14 protein-coding genes and 1 tRNA gene are annotated in these 17,678 nt (G+C 57.8%); 12 read left to right on the top strand and 3 right to left on the bottom strand.

All coding sequences use genetic code 11. From position 1 onward, the window contains the following. Nucleotides 1-7: 7 nt before the first annotated feature. Both CEPID_RS04135 and CEPID_RS04130 read left to right on the top strand, forming a co-directional pair. Nucleotides 8-1,936 (top strand): ABC transporter permease family protein, encoded by a 1,929-nt coding sequence (locus tag CEPID_RS04135; RefSeq protein WP_158408022.1) that lies wholly within the window; start codon nucleotides 8-10, stop codon nucleotides 1,934-1,936. Between the two features lie 67 nt (nucleotides 1,937-2,003). Beyond that, nucleotides 2,004-2,444 carry a hypothetical protein gene (locus tag CEPID_RS04130; RefSeq protein ID WP_047239880.1) on the top strand — a complete coding sequence of 147 codons (441 nt, stop codon included), beginning with the start codon at nucleotides 2,004-2,006 and terminating at the stop codon, nucleotides 2,442-2,444. 111 nt (nucleotides 2,445-2,555) lie between these two features. Here the strand turns inward: CEPID_RS04130 and CEPID_RS04125 are convergent, their stop codons facing one another. Next, nucleotides 2,556-2,744, bottom strand: coding sequence for a hypothetical protein (locus tag CEPID_RS04125; RefSeq protein ID WP_047239879.1), 189 nt, complete (start codon nucleotides 2,742-2,744; stop codon nucleotides 2,556-2,558). A gap of 104 nt (nucleotides 2,745-2,848) precedes the next feature. Between CEPID_RS04125 and CEPID_RS04120 the strand changes: the two genes are divergently transcribed. Together CEPID_RS04120 and CEPID_RS04115 are read left to right on the top strand one after the other, a co-directional pair. Then, nucleotides 2,849-3,430 (top strand): maleylpyruvate isomerase family mycothiol-dependent enzyme, encoded by a 582-nt coding sequence (locus CEPID_RS04120; RefSeq protein ID WP_236684292.1) that lies wholly within the window; start codon nucleotides 2,849-2,851, stop codon nucleotides 3,428-3,430. Nucleotides 3,431-3,599: 169 nt separating this feature from the next. Further along, nucleotides 3,600-4,163: a DUF4143 domain-containing protein gene (locus tag CEPID_RS04115; RefSeq protein WP_158408021.1), complete on the top strand. Its 564-nt coding sequence runs from the start codon at nucleotides 3,600-3,602 to the stop codon at nucleotides 4,161-4,163. On the opposite strand, the gene mfd is transcribed toward CEPID_RS04115, so the two are convergent. Together mfd and CEPID_RS04105 are read right to left on the bottom strand one after the other, a co-directional pair. Beyond that, nucleotides 4,160-7,765 carry a transcription-repair coupling factor gene (mfd, locus tag CEPID_RS04110; RefSeq protein WP_407921607.1) on the bottom strand — a complete coding sequence of 1,202 codons (3,606 nt, stop codon included), beginning with the start codon at nucleotides 7,763-7,765 and terminating at the stop codon, nucleotides 4,160-4,162. The two genes, CEPID_RS04115 and mfd, sit on opposite strands and share 4 nt — an antisense overlap. Further along, nucleotides 7,765-8,397, bottom strand: a complete 633-nt coding sequence (locus tag CEPID_RS04105) for a TetR/AcrR family transcriptional regulator (RefSeq protein WP_047241338.1) — start codon at nucleotides 8,395-8,397, stop codon at nucleotides 7,765-7,767. The genes mfd and CEPID_RS04105 overlap by 1 nt, the downstream gene beginning before the upstream one ends. Before the next feature lie 196 nt (nucleotides 8,398-8,593). Here CEPID_RS04105 and CEPID_RS04100 point away from each other — a divergent pair. The 8 genes from CEPID_RS04100 to pth all read left to right on the top strand — a co-directional run bounded on the left by CEPID_RS04100 (nucleotide 8,594) and on the right by pth (nucleotide 17,406). Continuing rightward, nucleotides 8,594-8,665 (top strand) — tRNA-Gln (locus tag CEPID_RS04100). A gap of 1,584 nt (nucleotides 8,666-10,249) precedes the next feature. Then, on the top strand, nucleotides 10,250-10,906 hold the full coding sequence (locus tag CEPID_RS12430) for a hypothetical protein (RefSeq protein ID WP_052843367.1): 657 nt from the start codon (nucleotides 10,250-10,252) through the stop codon (nucleotides 10,904-10,906). 98 nt (nucleotides 10,907-11,004) lie between these two features. Continuing rightward, on the top strand, nucleotides 11,005-12,213 hold the full coding sequence (locus CEPID_RS04090) for a hypothetical protein (RefSeq protein WP_047239878.1): 1,209 nt from the start codon (nucleotides 11,005-11,007) through the stop codon (nucleotides 12,211-12,213). Nucleotides 12,214-12,340: 127 nt separating this feature from the next. Then, nucleotides 12,341-13,813 (top strand): bifunctional UDP-N-acetylglucosamine diphosphorylase/glucosamine-1-phosphate N-acetyltransferase GlmU, encoded by a 1,473-nt coding sequence (gene glmU / locus CEPID_RS04085; protein WP_047239877.1) that lies wholly within the window; start codon nucleotides 12,341-12,343, stop codon nucleotides 13,811-13,813. Nucleotides 13,814-13,823: 10 nt separating this feature from the next. Beyond that, nucleotides 13,824-14,801 (top strand): ribose-phosphate diphosphokinase, encoded by a 978-nt coding sequence (locus tag CEPID_RS04080; RefSeq protein ID WP_047239876.1) that lies wholly within the window; start codon nucleotides 13,824-13,826, stop codon nucleotides 14,799-14,801. A gap of 167 nt (nucleotides 14,802-14,968) precedes the next feature. Then, complete coding sequence (locus CEPID_RS04075; protein WP_047239875.1) at nucleotides 14,969-15,943, top strand: LLM class flavin-dependent oxidoreductase; 975 nt, start codon at nucleotides 14,969-14,971, stop codon at nucleotides 15,941-15,943. Between the two features lie 163 nt (nucleotides 15,944-16,106). Beyond that, entirely contained in the window at nucleotides 16,107-16,745 is a 639-nt protein-coding gene (locus CEPID_RS04070) for a 50S ribosomal protein L25/general stress protein Ctc (RefSeq protein ID WP_047239874.1), read from the top strand. A 76-nt stretch (nucleotides 16,746-16,821) separates the two neighbouring features. Further along, nucleotides 16,822-17,406 carry an aminoacyl-tRNA hydrolase gene (gene pth / locus CEPID_RS04065; protein ID WP_083984369.1) on the top strand — a complete coding sequence of 195 codons (585 nt, stop codon included), beginning with the start codon at nucleotides 16,822-16,824 and terminating at the stop codon, nucleotides 17,404-17,406. The last annotated feature ends 272 nt before the right edge of the window (nucleotides 17,407-17,678 follow it).

The raw sequence follows: 17,678 nt of genomic DNA, 5'->3' as shown, positions 1-17,678 counted from the left end.
CTCACTCGTGACAATTTTCTTGCTCGCTTTGCCGACGCTCATCGTGACCAGTTTCTTCTCGATGATGCACACCGCATTCGTCATCGAGGAATACCCGGAAAACTACTACTCCTACGCGCTGTCCAGCACGCCACCGCGACCCGATTTCACACCCGCCTACCGCGGCCAAGGAGAAGTCGTGGCCAATGGCGAGACGGTGGTCCAGTACTTCACCGCACTCACAGAAGACGCACCGCCAGAAGGCACCGTCATCATCCCACGGGATGTAGCCCGAGCATTAGCGGTAGCTCCTGGCGATTCCGTCACAGTCAATGGCAAAGAACTAACCGTCCACGACCTGCGCTATCCGAGCAACCTGGTTGGCAACTACGCTGACGCCAAGGACATGGGGCCCGCGAATTCGCACTGGTGGGCCACCTCGCAGCCAGTGGGGCCGCAAGAATTCCGATTAAGTGGGATCTACATTGAAGAAGCACAAAAGCCACCACCACCATTGTGGAAATTTGTCACCACCTTTTTCGGCGATCCCATCGGGGCTACGATGGCGCTGTCATTTTTTGGGCTCATTTTGATCTTCACAGCGGCGCTGACCACCCCACTCTTTGCGATCGCACATCGACGGCTCCGTCATGTCTCCGAGCAATTGACCTACATCGGCGCTCGTACCAGCTACATCACTGGGATATTGCTGTGGGAAGGCGCTTTGCTAGGTTTCATAGGCGCCACTCTTGGCCTGGTTCTCGCCTGGCCATTAACTGAGGCCGGCATGCGTTTCATCGTCGGCGAGCCAGCGACCTTCAGCTGGCAATTCGGGCTGATGCTGGCAGCCGTCACCCTGCTGAGCACGCTGCTGGCCGCCCAACTCCCCTTACGCCTCAGCAAGCGCGCCCACACGAGATTTACGGCCATTCAGTTGTTCTCAGGGCCAATCCTGGTATTAGCGGGGCTGTTGCTGCTGTTCGAGCAAAACATCGGGATTCTCCTGTGCTTGCCTGTAATCAGTTTGGGCGCATTCCTGCTGGGGCCGGCAATCGTCTCAATCCTGCGGGTGATGTCTGCGAAATTTCCTCCCATTCTGCGCTTGTCTGCTCGAGATGCCTACCGAAATGCTGGTCGGACGAGCGCTGCCATCGGAGCAATCACGGTTGCGACTCTGAGCATTGGCACCCTTGCGACAGCTCTGCCATACGTAGGTTTCGGAGACAAAGCGCTGTCCACTGGGGTCATCGCGAAAGCCAACGTTGCGGTTAGCTCTCCGACCAACTTCAGCGAGGTGCTGGACAGCCTCTCCGGCGACTTCGGAAAGAGGGTTGACATCTACGACACCAACGAACATGATGGCTACTCTGGCCAAACTGCTTGGTATGACCTCGGATTGACCTCCTACCATATCGTTGCGGAACCGGAGATTGTCGACTATTTCACCGTCGATCCCTCTACTCGGGAGGCGATCAAGCAACGTTTGCGTCAGGGCGAGACGGTCTCGACAGCTGAGATGGGGCTGGAAAAGCCAGGCAAACTGAGCTCAGTGCCCGCCGCGGAGCTACCCACTGGCTACATCGCAAGTCTGTATCCAAAAGCACCAGGGCCCCTCCAGCAACTCAAACTCCACCGGATGAGCCAAACCTCCGGGATGGAGATTGGCGCCGCCGACCAAAGTCGCAGTGTAGCGCTGGTCTCATTCCTCATGGCAGCTCTAGGGCTGCTGTTCATCCTGGGAGTTCTGTTCTTGGTTGTCGCGCTTGCACAACTCGAGCAGCGTTCTGACCAGCAAAAACTATGGGCAATAGGGGCAAGCCGCGCGACGCTACGCTGGTTGAGTTTCGCACAGGCTGGAATGATAGCCGTGCCAAGCATTGTGATTGGGACGTCCTTGGCAGCATTTGTGGGCAATTTCTTCTTCGATTTCCTTTCCCAACCGTGGATTGATTTCTAGCCCAGCCAAACGCGAACTAATAGTTTTACCCTGAAAAGGAGCAGGTAATCATTTATGCTTGGCATTCATGACGAATACCTTGCTCCGTTCCCTGTGCACCAGCGCGCTTGCTGCGGGTCTGGCCATCTCGGCTGGCACCGCCCCAGCGCTCGCCCAAGGCTCCAGCTTGCCCGACGGCATGTCCTCCCACCTATCCCCCGCAGACCGCGACCAATTCCGCACCGATCCCCTCGGCGCTGTACTCAATCAGTCTTTGCAGGGCTCTACCAATGCGCTCCATCAGAGTGTTGGAGCAACGATGTTCGCTTCGTTCTACTCCACGGGTTACCTCAGCCCACTGTGGGGATGGTCAGGTGCAGCCGCTGATGCCGCGCGTTGCGCAGACACAATCTCCGGATCAAGCAACAGCGGTGGCATCCGTTTTGCTGCAGCTGTCGCATGCGTCGTTCCCAATCCTCGGCTTTCCGCGGCCCTGGACGCCCAATTCCGGCAAACCGGACACTTTTAACGATCCGGGGCGTTGATGCTGCCTGGTCACCGGCAGCGTCAACGCCACCATGATCAGGCTACCGAGGCGGTTCTTCAGAAAGTCCTCTCCCGTTGAGGACGTAGGCCAGCCCTAGCCTAAGAACAGCAAAGAGACGAAGAAGGCGCAGGACACCTGGGCTACCAATTGTGCTGCCCGACCACCGCGGAACAGGCCGAAGGCTGCGTATCCGGCGGGATGCTTCCCAGCGACAAGGCAGTGAATGACTACACCCGCGGCAAACACCGCGCTTAAACCATATCGGACCGCTTCCCGAAACATAAGCCTTAGTTACCCTCGAAACGAACCCGGCAGATCGTTGACAGCTCACCTAAGCTAAAAAATCATGACCAACCCGATCTGGATCTCCATCGCTGCAGAACGCCGTGCGCTGGCCACCGACCTCGCCACACCTCACCGAAGAACAGTGGAATACGCAGTCGCTTTGCGACGGCTGGACCGTCAAGAATCTCGTCGCCCACATGACCTCAACAGCCCAAATGAACCCACTAAAGTTCTTCGGAATGTTCGCGATGAACGGCTTCAACATGGCAAAGATGCAGGCTGGCGAGGTTGTGCGACTGTCCGAAGGATCCGGCGCTGCGGTTCTCGGCCGTTTCAACGAGGTGTTGGATTCCGAGTCGACGCCGCCGGGGCCGGTCGATTCCTGGCTCGGCGAAGCTATCGTGCATGCTGAGGACATTCGCCGTCCGCTAGGCATCGAGCAGGACTACCCAATCGAACTGTTAACGCAGGTCTTGGACTTTTACAAAAACTCCAACCTGCTCATCGGCACGAAATCGCGCATTGCAGGCGTGCAGCTCAAGGCGACGGACACAGACTGGTCGTTTGGCGAAGGTCCCGCCATCGAAGGCCAAATGTTGGCCCTGCTCATGGCTGCAACTGGTCGCCGGGAGTACCTGAACGAGTTCACCAGCGAAGGTTTGGCAATCATCTCGGGGCGTTAGGAAACGCCGAAAGAGACGTGGCCTTTCGATTCATTGGGATGGGGAGGCCACTATTTATCACTTAGCAGGTCCACAATTTGGGCGCTAGATTTTGTGGCTGGTTTGGAAACCAGCTCTGTGCTCGGCAAACAATACGTACCTTGGATTTTCGACAGCGGCCGAGGTCACATTGACTAAAATCGCGGCTGACCTGCAAACAATTGCCCCTGGCATCAATTACAAGACTGTGTCCCGCTACACCGGGATTCTCGAGCGATTGTTTGCTGTTGAAGCGATCCCCCCATGGTCCGGTTCGCTGAAGAATCGTGCAAACCTACGCCGATCTCCGAAGTATGTGCTAGCTGACCCTTCGCTGGCTACCGCGGTTCTCAGAGCCACGCCACCGGCATTATTCGCAGACCTGCAGACCGCAGGCTTCATTTTTGAAGCAACAGTGCTCCATGACCTGGCTGTTACGGTTGAAGCCCTCGGCGGTAGCCTCAACCATTTCCTTGATTCAAATGGCAACGTAATCGATGCCATTCTTACGCTTCCCGACGAAAGATGGGCCACCATCGAGGTGAAACTCGGCGGCGGGGCCGCCGAGGCAGCTGCGCTGAAGCTGCCTCGGGTATCTCAGTCAATCGATACCACCAAACAACCTGCTTTTATGGCCGTCTTCACTGGTACCGGCTTGACGAGGAAGTTTGAGAACGGCGTCATCACCTTCCCACTGGCAGCTCTCGCACCCTAGTCCCCTACTGAAATCACGCGGTCCTTCTTGGATGAATCTCCGCCAGACACCGACACCGCCGGTACATCAAACATCCCGGCGATGAAGTCGGCTACCCATTGGAGCAGCTCGACGTCGCGAAGCTGCGGTGCTCCCATGCCGTTGCCGGCCTTCGGAATCGACAACTGAATTGCCTGGGCCGCCGCGCGGTAAGTCGAGCCTGGGTAGAGACGGCGCAGGCGCACCTGCTTAGAATCCGGCAGCTCGACGGGGTGAACCTTGATGCGGGTGCCCTGGATCGCGACATCGGTAAGACGCGCGGCGCGCATGATGTGGCGCAGCCGGGCAACCGCAAGCAGCCGGGATACTTCGACCGGGATCGGGCCGTAGCGGTCTTCCATTTCTTCAACGGCCAACTGCAAGTCAGTCTCGGAAGTGGAAGATGCCAATTTGCGGTAAACCTCGAGCCGCAGGCGCTCGGAGTTGATGTAGGACTCCGGGATGTGGGCGTCGACAGGCAGGTCAACGCGGATTTCGCGGGGCTCTTTATCCGTGGCATCGAGGACTTTGCCGTCGGCCATCGCTCGGAACGCTTCCACGGCCTCGCCGACGAGACGGACATAGAGATCGAAGCCGACGCCCGCGATGTGGCCGGACTGCTCAGCGCCCAGCACGTTGCCGGCGCCACGCATTTCGAGGTCTTTCATCGCCACGGCCATGCCAGCGCCCAGGTCATTATTTTGGGCGATGGTCGCAAGACGATCGTACGACGTCTCCGTCAGGGTGATCCCCTTCGGATAGAGGAAGTAGGCGTAGCCACGCTCGCGGGAGCGCCCCACGCGGCCACGCAGCTGGTGCAGCTGGGAAAGGCCCATATGGTGCGCATTTTCGACGATCAATGTGTTCGCGTTCGCGATGTCCAGGCCGGTTTCCACGATGGTGGTACACACGAGGACGTCATACTCGCGATCCCAGAAACCCTGCACTGTTTGTTCGAGAAGTTCCTCGGACATCTGGCCGTGCGCCACGACGACGCGGGCTTCCGGCACCAGATCGCGGATCTCGCGGGCCTTCTTTTCAATCGAAGAAACTTTGTTGTGGACATAGAAGATCTGGCCGTCGCGAAGCAGCTCGCGTCGAATAGCCGCGGCGACCTGCTTGTCTTCCTGTGCGCCCACGTAGGTGAGCACGGGGTGGCGGTCCTCCGGCGGGGTCAGAATGGTCGACATTTCGCGGATGCCGGCCATCGACATCTCCAGGGTGCGCGGGATCGGGGTGGCAGACATGGTGAGCACATCGACGGCGGTGCGCAAGGCTTTGATGTGTTCCTTGTGCTCCACGCCGAAGCGCTGCTCTTCGTCCACGATGACCAGTCCGAGGTTCTTCCAGTGCACGCCGGTTTGGAGGAGGCGGTGGGTACCGATGACGATGTCGACGGTGCCGTCGAGGAGTCCAGCTAGGGTTTCCTTCGACTCGGAGGCTGAAGTAAAGCGGGAAAGGCCACGGATAGTAACCGGGAAACCCTCCATACGCTGCTCAAATGTTGACAAGTGCTGCTGTGCGAGCAGGGTCGTCGGCACGAGCACCGCCACCTGTTTTCCGTCTTGGATCGCTTTAAATGCTGCGCGCACGGCGACCTCGGTTTTACCGTAGCCAACGTCGCCGACCACCACGCGGTCCATCGGCACCGGCTTTTCCATGTCGGCTTTCACAGCCTCGATGGCAAGCATCTGGTCCTCAGTTTCCACGAACGGAAAGTTGTCTTCCATCTCGGCCTGCCACGGTGAGTCCGGCGCGAATGCGTGGCCAGGCGCGGCTTGACGTTTGGCGTAGAGCTCAACCAGCTCGCCCGCAATTTCCCGAACCGCGGCGCGGGCCTTCTTCTTCGTGTTCTTCCAGTCCGCACCACCCATCTTGGACAGCGCCGGCTTTTCCCCGCCTACGTACTTTGACAGCAGGTCAAGGGAATCCATGGGGACATACAGCTGGTCAGCCGGGCCGCCGCGCCGCGAAGACGCGTATTCCAGCACCAGGTATTCCCGACGCGACGTGCCATCACCGGTGTTGATGGTCCGCTCGGTCATTTTCAGGAATCGTCCGATACCGTGCGTCTCATGCACCACCAGATCGCCGGTTTTCAGCGCCAGCGGATCAACTCGGTTTCGCTTCTTGGCTGGTCGACGCTTCGCTCCCGCAATATCGCCCACGCGGTTGCCGGTCAGGTCAGTTTCGGTGACAACTACAAGCTGTGCGCCAGGGAAAACCAAGCCGTTGTGTGAAAGCGCCTGGTAGAGAGTCACTTCCCCAGCAGTAGGCTGCCACCCTGCGGTAGCCACCTTGGTGGGGATGCCCTTCTCTTTGAAGCGGTCAACCATCCGCTTGATGGCACCCTGCGCAGGAGCAACAAACGCTGCGCGTCCACCGGCGGTAGTGTGCGCGAGCAACATCGCCATCAACGTGTCGATCTCTTTGAGATCACCACGGGGAGCCGGTGCCGCCTCGAAGTCAAGTGGCAACGTATCTGCTGCATCAGCGACGAGCATGCCTTCCGGAGCGAACGTCCAAGTGATTTCGCTGGAGAGCAGCAGGGACTCGAATGATCGGTAGGAACTAGCTGTTAGGTCAAGGCCACTCACTGCGACGGGGCCATCAGCTCCCATGGCAGCGGCTTCCCAACCGGCCGCGAGGAATTCTTGGTCGGTTGCTTCCAGGTCGGCGACTCTGGTGCGAATCTTTTCCGGGTCCACGAGCAAGGTGTGCGTGCCCGCGGGCATCACGTCCGGCAATGCCACCATGTCCGCATCAGTAAGCGCCGGAATAAGGGCTTCCATGCCTTCTGCCGGTTGCTTTTCGGACACCTTTGTCAGCAGCTCGACGAGGGCTGGATTCCCGGGATGCGCAACTGCCAGGTCGGCTGCGCGCTTGGCGACGGCGTCGTCGATAAGCAGCGCCCTGGCTGGAAAGATGTCCACGGATGTGTAGCTCATGTCCGGGATTGCGCGCTGGTCGGCGACCGCGAAGGCACGAATATCTGTGACTTCATCGCCCCAGAATTCCAGTCGCACCGGATGGTCCGCGGTGGTTGGGAACACGTCGATGATGCCGCCACGGGTCGCAAATTGTCCGCGCTTTGCCACCATGTCTACGTGGGAGTACGCGCGGTGGACGAGTTCCCGGGTTAGTGTCGCGAAGTCGTAGTCTTGGCCCGCCGTTACCTGGAGCGGCTGGTAGTCCTGTTTGAGCACTGGCTGGGCGAACCCGCGAGCTGCGGTGACTACAACTTTGAGTTGGTTAAGGTGTGCGAGCACCTCGGCGCGCCGGCCGACGACATCTACGCCCGGGCTCATCCGTTCGTGCGGCAGGGTCTCCCAGGACGGAAACCAAGCGACGGCGTCGCCGAGAATCGCACGCAGCTCGGCAGTGAGGTCTTCGGCTTCACGCCCAGTAGCAACGACCACGAGAACGGGAGCGCGGTGCGCCAACGTGGCGACAGTCCACGGCAACGCTTGATGTTTGGCCTCAATATGCAGGCGCTGCGTACCGACGTTTTCCAATAGCCCCTTCAGCTTCGGGTCAGAAGCTGCTACTTTTAGCAGCCCTGCCAGCATGGGGGTCTGCGCCATCAGTGTTCTCCTTGCGATAATTGCGGATTCTTTTCCAAGCGGGCCAACCCGTTCCAACATAGGTTAACGATGTGCGTAGCGACGACTTCTTTAGAGGGCTCCCGCTTATCCAGCCACCACTGGGATGTCATCGAGATCATCCCGACCAGCGCCTGACCATAGAGAACGGCCTGCTGGGGGTCATAGCCCTTTTGCCGAAATGACTCCGCCAAAATGTGGCTAACCTGCCCGACGATGTCATTGAGCAATGTGGAGTACGTGCGAGGGCTCAAACCCGACTGCGGATCCGCAGGTTGCGACATATCGCGCACCAAGATCTGGAAGCCGTCGGAGTTTTCCTCAATAAAAGTTAACAACGCCAAAACCGCCGATTCGATACGCTGCCGAGCGGTCCCCTGTGCCAGCGACTGCGTCATCGTCTGTTCCAACGCCTGCATATCTCGGTCGACCACGGCACTATATAAGCCTTCTTTGCCCCCGAAGTGTTCATACACCACGGGCTTGGAAACTTCTGCGCGAGCCGCCACTTCCTCAACGCTCGCACCATCGAACCCACGTTCTGCGAAAAGCGTCCGACCGATCGAGATCAGCTGCTCGCGACGCTGCTCACCAGTCATTCGCTGTCTACCCATGATCACCACATTAACCACCGAGCAGGTAACTAACCAATACATGCAGCTTTCCGCGCCCAGGCTGTTCCAACCCATCCGTTCCACTTGACGAAAAGCTGCTGCTAGCGGGGCAATGTTCGCTTATCGACGACAATGAGGTACTATGCTTAAAGCGTCGCAGACAGCGTTCTTCACAGAGCTCGGTTTAGCTGCGCGTTTCCCCATGGTGTAATTGGCAACACTCCGGTTTTTGGTACCGTCATTCTAGGTTCGAGTCCTGGTGGGGAAGCAACACAAAAACGCCCGTTGAGCTGGCCTTTTAGGTCAGTTTGGCGGGTTTTTTGGTATCCATGTGGGTAAGTAAAGAAAAGTGTGTCCGGTTGGGATGTCTTCGGCGGTGCGGGTGTGCTGCACAAGTGCTATGTCGTCGCTTCGGCGTAGTCCGACTACGTAGAGCAGCGTTTTTTAATGAATAAAACCCCACAGCGGTAGTCCGACTACACCGAAGGGACGACATCGAGCGAGGTAACGCACCCAAACAACAACAAACACTAGCCTCAGGCCCACTATGTTGCGGAAAACACGCATCAGAGACACACTCTTCTTTACTTAACCCATCCATGGGCTCTTTGTCGGATTAAGTAAAGACATATGTGTCCGGTTGGGATGTCGTTGCTCATGTGGATTTACTGCACGAGTGCTAGGTCGTACTTCCGTGGTAGTACTCCTACTTCGGAAGTACTGACTAGCACCTGTGCCACCTCCAGGGGACGCATCCGAAAACTGGCGTACCTAAACACTGCGCCCGGTCGGCAAAGCGTTGACACATGCAAGCTGGTCGGCATGGTTTTCTGAGATTCGGCCAAAACGGTAACTTATGCGAATGCGCCGTATTCCCAGCGGCCACACCAGCTCTCGCTGCGATCGCAGCAGTTGTGACATGGCGGTGATCCGGTCGTAGAATTGGCGGAATACCACCACATTCTTTGGGGTGACCTATGGGTGGAGGAAGCATCGAAAGTCTCACCGCTACACCGCCATCTGGCGGTGCCTTGCTCCTACATAAGCCCAGCGAACTCTAAGCAGGAGGGTCGGTTTTCTCTACACCGCCCCACCCCATCACGTGCGGATGCCGCAGCCCGAGCACAAAAATCGCGATATCGAGCGTGTTGGAGGGGACTAATGCCCTACGCGCGCAACACAACCCGGATTTCGCGTGCTTGAACTGGGGGCATCACGATTCCGGTACACACTTTTCTTTTGCTTAACTCGTTCGCCGAACGCCTTTGAATTTGCCCAAAACTGCAAAAAATGAGCAACATCGAGGGCCTTCCGCGAGCCTCACCCGCAAACAAATAGGTCACTCAAACATAGCCCTATTCGGTCAGACGACTTGCGATCATCAACCACAATGAAAATCAGACCCCAACCAGTATCTGCACTACGAAATGCGACCAATAGCGACACTTTTTCATAATTGTTTTACTCACAAAAAATATCCCCTTAGACCAAATATGGCCGGAGAGTATTTCTACCTTTTCTCAGTATTTGACCAGAATGTAAACTACAGCACTTCTGCTATCTATTTTCATTGAAAGATCAACAATAATAATTGCGCTGCGATAGTTGCCTCTAAGTGAAAAAATACCGCTTGTCCTTGGCTTTTCACTTTTCAAGGAGAACTAATGTCTTTTCGGTCCAAACTTGCCGTGAGCGCCCTATCTGTAGCCACTGTGGCTTCACTGTTCACTTCGCCTGCTGTAGCTCAACAAGCTAACCTCTACGCTGGATGTAGTGCCAGCGCAGAAATTGACGCTTACCTCACTAATGGTGATTCTACCAAGATTGCTTCCATGACAGGCCTCCTTCTGGCATGCAATTTGTTTTTGATACTCAAACCATTTCTGGCACCCCAACCACCACTGGCACCTTCAACGTATCCGTGACGTTTACCGTCGCTACTAACGTAGAAACTCTTCCTGTGACCGTTGCAGCACTGCAATCGGGCAGTACTTGCCCTGATGGTTCCACTCCTACCACCGCAGCACCAGCACCAACCACCGCAACACCTGGAAACTCCGCTCCTGCTTCTACCACCAAGACCAAGGAGCCAGCTGAAGGTTCCTCTCTGAGCAAGGAAGGCAAGATCACTCTCGGAGTCCTCGGTGCTGCTACCCTCGCAGGTGGCGCAGTTGCTCTGAGCTCCGGCGCAACTGGCTCTTCGCAGAAGGACACCAAGCCAGCTCCAGAGGCGCCAAAGCCTGCTGCACAGGCTCCAGAAGCTAAGGCACCTGAAGCCAAGGGTCCTGAAAAGGGCATCGACCCAGCTAAGGCACCTGAAGCCAAGGGTCCACAGAAGGGCATCGACCCAGCTAAGCAGGCTGCCGCTCCGGCTGCCAAGCAGGGCACTGCCCCAGCTGCCGGCAAGAAGGTCCTCGCCAACACCGGCCCTTCCGTCGCAGGTCTGCTCGCAGTTGCCACAATCACCGCAGCAGCCGGCGTTTTCCTCATCCGCCGTCGCAACGCATAGCACAACGCACTAATCACAGCGTAAGTTGCAACACTGATGGTGAGCCTCGCTCACCTGGTGCCCCATCGGATCTATCCGGTGGGGCACAATTGGTTTCGATGATTACTGAAAAGCTTCCAAACGAAGACTACAACGCCCGGCGCTTTATCTGGGCGAACGGCCTGCAGAGCATTGGCGACCAAGTAGTCGCGGCCAAGACAGTGCTGCCCTGGATTTTGGCTGCTTCGGGCACCCCGTCGTTCTATGCCGCGATGCTTGTACCCATCCGAGAATCCGGTTCCATGCTCCCGCAGGCAGCCTTGACGCCGTGGGTAGTTCGACAGCCTTCCCGAAAGCTCGTTTGGGTATGGGGCTCGATTGTGCAGGCTGTGGCGGCTGCGGGGATTGGTATCGCTGCGTTGCTCACCACGGGTCACGCATTGGGACTTGCCACCATCATCTTGCTGAGCATCCTGGCTGGCGGTCGAGCACTATGTTCCATCGCATCCAAAGACGTCCAAGGGCGAACGATCGCCAAGGGTAGACGCGGAACTATCACCGGCACTGCCACCATGGTGGGCGGAATATCAGTGGTAGCCATTGGCGTCTTTTTAATGTTTCTAGGCAAGCAACCACCCATCCCAATCCTCGTGGGTCTGATCATTCTTTCGGCTCTCGCATGGCTAGTTGCCGGCCTGATTTTCAAAACCATCGACGAACCAGGCGACGAACCAAAAGAAGAAGCCCCCAATAACTGGATCAAGGACAGCTGGGAACTACTGGCAACAGATAGACAATTCCGCACCTTTGTCATCGTGCGTTCCTTGCTTTTAGTCTCGGCGCTTTCCCCCACATTCGTGGTCATGCTCGCCCCATCCGGGCTCGGCAGTTTCCTACTGGCATCCGGCGTGGCTGCGATTATTGGCGGTCGGATTTCGGGAGTGTGGTCGGATAAGTCGTCGAAAAGCGTGATGACGGTGGGCTCTTTGGTGGCGTCGGCAATTCTGATCGGCCTCGTCGTCTGCGATCAGTTCGCCTCGCAGACGGTTAACAACTGGATCATGCCAGTCGGCTTCTTTGGGATTCACCTGGTGCACACCGCGATCCGAGTAGCGCGGAAAACCTACGTCGTTGATATGGCCGAAGGGGCGACACGCACTCGCTATGTGGCAGTCGCGAACACAGTTCTGGGTGTCGTTTTGCTGTTCGCCGGCCTCATTTCGGGCGGAATTTCTCACTTCGGTCCCGATGCTGCACTTTTGTTCCTGGCAGGTATGGGAATCGTAGGTACGGTCTGGGGCCGGAAGCTTGTCGACGTCAGTCGCTAAAAAGCCGCTGTTAGTTTGAAGGTCGCCGAAAAGCTCGTGCTATTTCGGTGTAGCCGGCCACAAACTGGGGCGGTCTGCGGTACTTTTATTAGGGTAAAACTCGACTAATCTTCCAGATCGGAGCCTTATGTCTGACGCTTCAACCCAACAGGTTGCCGTCATCATCCTTGCTGCAGGCGCGGGCACTCGCATGAAATCCGCGAAGCCAAAAATGCTGCACGAAGTGGCCGGACGCACCATGCTCGCCCACGCGCTGCACGCCGCCGCAGCCACCCAACCAGCACACCTGATTGCTGTGGTCGGCCACTGCCGTGACCAGGTCATTCCGGCTCTCGAGGCGGAGGCGCCCAAACTTTCGGTGAGCGAAGTCAAGACCGCCATCCAGGAAGAACAAAACGGCACCGGTCATGCTGTGGCATGTGGCTTGGAGGCTCTGCCGACAGATTTCGACGGCACCGTAGTGGTCACCACCTCGGATGTTCCGCTGCTCAACGGCGAAGTGCTCACAGGACTTATTGCCGAGCACTCCCATGACGCAGCCGTAACCGTGCTGACGGCTACGCTTGACTCCCCCACCGGCTATGGCCGGATCGTGCGTGATGCCGAAGGCGTGGAAGCCATCGTGGAAGAAAAGGATGCCTCCGACGAGCAACGTGCCATCACCGAAATTAACTCCGGTGTGTACGCGTTCGATGCGGCTTTGCTTCGGGAATCGGTTACCAAGCTGGATACCAACAACGCGCAGGGCGAGTTCTACCTCACTGATGTTGTCGGGATTGCACGTCGTCAAGGCAAAATCGTGCGCGGCTACCGGCTTGATGATGCCATGCTGATCGCCGGTGTCAATGACCGCGTACAGCTCGCAGCGATGAATGCCGAGATGAACCGCCGACTGCGAGAGCAGGCGATGCGCGGTGGCGCTACCTTGATCGACCCTGCCACCACCTTCATTGATGTCGACGTGAAAATCGGCCAGGATGTCATCATCCATCCTGGTACCCAGCTGCGTTCCGGCACCATTATCGGCAACGATTGTGAGATCGGCCCAGATACCACCCTGGTTAACGTGGTGGTCGGCGACGGCGCGTCGGTAGTTCGCACGCACGCCATCGACTCCGAAATCGGCACCGAAGCAAGCGTCGGCCCGTTCACCTACTTGCGTCCGGGCACCAAACTCGGAGCCCACGGCAAGCTGGGCGGATTCGTAGAAACCAAGAATGCCCAGATCGGCGACCACTCCAAGGTGCCACACCTGACCTATGTTGGCGATGCCACCATCGGCGAGCACTCCAACATCGGTGCTTCTTCCGTGTTTGTGAACTACGACGGAGTGAACAAGCATCACACTGTCGTAGGCTCGCATGTCCGCACTGGTTCGGACACCATGTTCATCGCACCAGTGACCATCGGTGATGGTGCTTATTCTGGAGCGGGTACAGTTATTAAAGATGATGTCCCGCCAGGAGCACTTGTCGTCTCCGGAGGTCGCCAGCGCAACATCGAAGGCTGGGTCCAAAAGAAACGACCAGGAACTCCGGCAGCTGAAGCCGCAGCCGCAGCTCAGCAGCGGGATGCCGACACCACCGATCAGGAAGGCTAAGCAGCAAAACATGTCTGCACATTGGACTGAAAGCCACAAGAACCTCATGTTGTTCTCGGGTCGCGCGCACCCAGAACTCGGTGAGGCCGTGGCACGCGAACTCGGCGTAGAACTCACCCCGATGACCGCCCGTGACTTCGCCAACGGCGAAATCTTCGTCCGCTTTGAAGAGTCTGTCCGTGGCTCTGACGCATTCGTGCTTCAGTCCCACACCCAACCACTGAACAAGTGGCTCATGGAACAGCTCATCATGATCGACGCCCTCAAGCGTGGATCTGCCAAGCGCATCACCGCAATCTTGCCATTCTACCCTTACGCTCGCCAGGACAAGAAGCACCGCGGCCGCGAGCCAATTTCTGCCCGCCTGATCGCAGACCTCTTGAAGGCAGCCGGCGCAGACCGCATCGTGTCTGTCGACCTCCACACCGACCAAATCCAGGGCTTCTTCGACGGCCCCGTCGATCACATGCACGCCATGCCGATTTTGACGGACTACATCAAGTCCAACTACTCCCTGGACAACTTCTGTGTGGTCTCCCCGGATGCCGGCCGCGTGAAGGTGGCGGAAAAGTGGGCCAACACGCTGGGCGACGCCCCGCTGGCCTTCGTGCACAAGACCCGCTCCACCGAGGTGGCTAACCAGGTCGTGGCTAACCGCGTCGTCGGCGACGTAGCAGGCAAGACCTGTGTGCTTCTCGACGACATGATTGACACCGGCGGCACCATCGCCGGAGCTGTCGGGGTGCTCCGCGAAGCCGGCGCCAGTGATGTCATCATCGCCTGCACCCACGGTGTCTTCTCCGACCCTGCCCGCGAGCGCCTCTCGCAGTGTGGTGCAAAGGAAATCATCACCACCGACACCCTGCCACAGTCCACCGAAGGCTGGGACAACCTGACGGTGCTTTCGATCGCGCCACTGCTGGCCCGCACTATCAAGGAAATCTTCGAGAATGGCTCCGTAACCACCCTTTTCGAAGGCCAAGCCTAAACACCCCTGGTCATATTGAATTCCCGACAGCAACTCTGCTGCCGGGAATTTTTTCTAACCACCGAGTGTTGTACTCATCGTCGACCGACCCCGGGCGACGAGTTTCGCGCGCCAACCCCAATGGGCGTTCCGGTCCCGCTTGTCCTTGCTGCTACGAGAGGTTTCTCATGACAAAACTTTCCATCCTTGACCTCGTCCACGTCCGCAAGGGCGCAAACATTAAGGATGCCATTGACAACTCCGTGCAGATCGCGCAGGAGGCGGAAAAGCAAGGCTTCACTCGGGTCTGGTACGCCGAGCACCACAACATGGCCACGATCGCGTCCTCGGCTACCGCGGTCCTCATCGGACACGTGGCTGACCATACGACGTCGATAAGGCTGGGCTCTGGCGGTGTCATGCTCCCCAATCACTCCCCGCTGATCATCGCGGAGCAATTCGGCACCCTTGCCACCATTCATGGCGACCGCATCGATCTGGGCCTCGGGCGTGCTCCCGGCACCGACCAGGTCACGCTGCGCGCTTTGCGACGCTCCCCCGCCGCCGCGGAGAGCTTCCCGCAGGATGTTCTCGAGCTGCAGGACTACCTCAGCAACAATCGCGATGACTCCCAAGTAAATGCCTACCCAGGCCACGGCACCGAGGTCCCGCTTTATATCTTGGGTTCCTCGCGCTTCGGCGCACAGCTGGCCGCGCAGCTCGGGCTTCCTTACGCCTTTGCTTCCCACTTCGCGCCGACACACTTGGAGACCGCTGCTCGGCTGTACCGGGAAAGCTACCAGCCCAGTGAACGTCATCCGGAGCCGTACTTCATCGCAGCGCTCAACTCCATCGCGGCGGATACAGCAGAAGAAGCGGTGGTCGAAGCAAACCAAACCTTTGAGCTGCGAGTTGAAGCCCTGGTGGGGCGTAATCGGAAGTTCACCGACACAGACCGGCAGCTGCTCATGGCCTCACCGGCCGCCGAACAGGTACGCACCATGCTGCAGTACACCGCAGTTGGCACGGCAGAAGATGTATCCGAATACATCGATCGCTTCGCCCAACGCGTCCAAGCAGACGAAGTGATCACCACCCTTGCGTCCCCCACTCCACAAGGACAGCTTCGCACCTTGAAATTGCTTGGCGCCGCGCGATCGTGATAATATTGCGCAGTCTCGGCGAGGGCACCTAATCTGGGCCGTTATCGACGCGATGGTTTTCTCTACTTTAAGCCTGCGAAAACTCGACGATGACAACATTCCGCGAGTTGGCCGCAGGCTTTTGTTTTGTCTAGCGGCCTTCTAACACAATTTTGGAGGCATTATGTCTAACGAAGCAATTGCAATTTCCGCAAGCCCACGCAAGGAATTCGGCAAGGGATTCGCTCGCCGTGCCCGCGTTGCAGGTCTCGTTCCTGCTGTCATCTACGCAAAGGGCTTCGAGCCAATTCACATCACCGTGAACCGCATCGAATTCACCAAGATCGTCCGTAAACACGGCTCCAACGCTGTTATCTCCGTGGACATCGAAGGTGACAAGCAGCTGGCCATGATCAAGCACGTCGACCAGAACGTTTTGACTTGGGAGATCGACCACGCTGACCTGCTCGCCATCAAGAAGGGCGAAACCGTTGAGGTTGAGGTTCCTGTAGTACTCGCTGGCGAGCCAGCTCCAGGCACCATGGTCATGCAGGACGCAGACACCATCCTCGTTTCCGCTGGCGTTATGGACATCCCAGAAGAAATCACCGTCAACATCGACGGCAAGGCTGTCGGCGACCAGATCTCCGCTGCTGACCTCGAGCTGCCTTCCGGCATCGAGCTCGCTGCCGATTCTGAGACCCTGATCGTCAACTTCGTCGCTCCTGAGGACAACGAAGCTGAAGCTGACGAGGCTGCTGAAGAAGCTGGCGTCGTCGAAGACGCTCCAGAGTCCGAGAAGGCTGAAGAGTCCGCAGAGTAATTCTGCCCCTGGCTTGAGCCCGTCGCCTCCCATTGTGCTGGGAGCGGCGGGCTTTCCGCATTCCTAGTATGGAACAATGGATGTCATGCCAGCACCATTCTTGATCGTCGGCCTCGGCAACCCGGGCGCAAAGTATGAGACCACCCGGCACAATGTCGGTTTCATGGTCCTCGACGAGCTCGCCTCGCGCTACCAGGGCTCCTTTTCCACTCACAAGAAGTCCAATTCAGACATCATCGAAGCCCGGCTTGGCGACGCCAAAATCGTCCTGGCTAAACCACGCACGTACATGAATCTCTCCGGTGGCCCCATTCGAGCGCTATGCGACTTCTTCAAGATCCCTGCGGCTCAGGTTATCGTGGTGCATGACGAGCTGGACCTTGATTTTGGTGTGGTTCGCCTCAAGCAGGGCGGTGGCGAAAACGGGCACAATGGGCTGCGCTCAACGTCGTCGACTTTAGGCACGAAAGATTACCTGCGCGTACGCGTTGGCATCGGCCGCCCACCGGGACGGCAAGACCCCGCGGACTACGTACTAAGAAACTTCTCGGCTTCGGAACAAGCGGACCTGGGGGCGATATGCGCAACAGCAGCCGACGGCGCGGAATTAATTGTGGAGCGCGGCCTGCAATTCGCTCAAAATGCCGTCCACAGCCACTAGGAAGAAGACATGCGCAAGTATGTGTTGATTTTTTCACCCTCTGCCTAGTCTTTTGGGCCTGTGGCGCGCTACTAACAGTTCTAACCGACAGCTACGACATCATCTGGTCAGCCCCGCTCTGGGCACCGCTGATCGCAGCGTTGGCGACACTGGCCTGGCATATCTTGACCAAGAAACGCTAAATCGGGTTTAAGCAAAAGTGTCCGGCGAAGGTGTCACTGGCTGTGCGGATTTGCTGCACAAGTGCTATGTCGTCGCTTCAGCGTAGTCCG

The organism is Corynebacterium epidermidicanis, from assembly GCF_001021025.1.
GTDB classification, from domain to species: domain Bacteria; phylum Actinomycetota; class Actinomycetes; order Mycobacteriales; family Mycobacteriaceae; genus Corynebacterium; species Corynebacterium epidermidicanis.
Note: the sequence above shows the minus strand (reverse complement) of the source record. Positions and strands in the feature narration are given on the sequence as shown.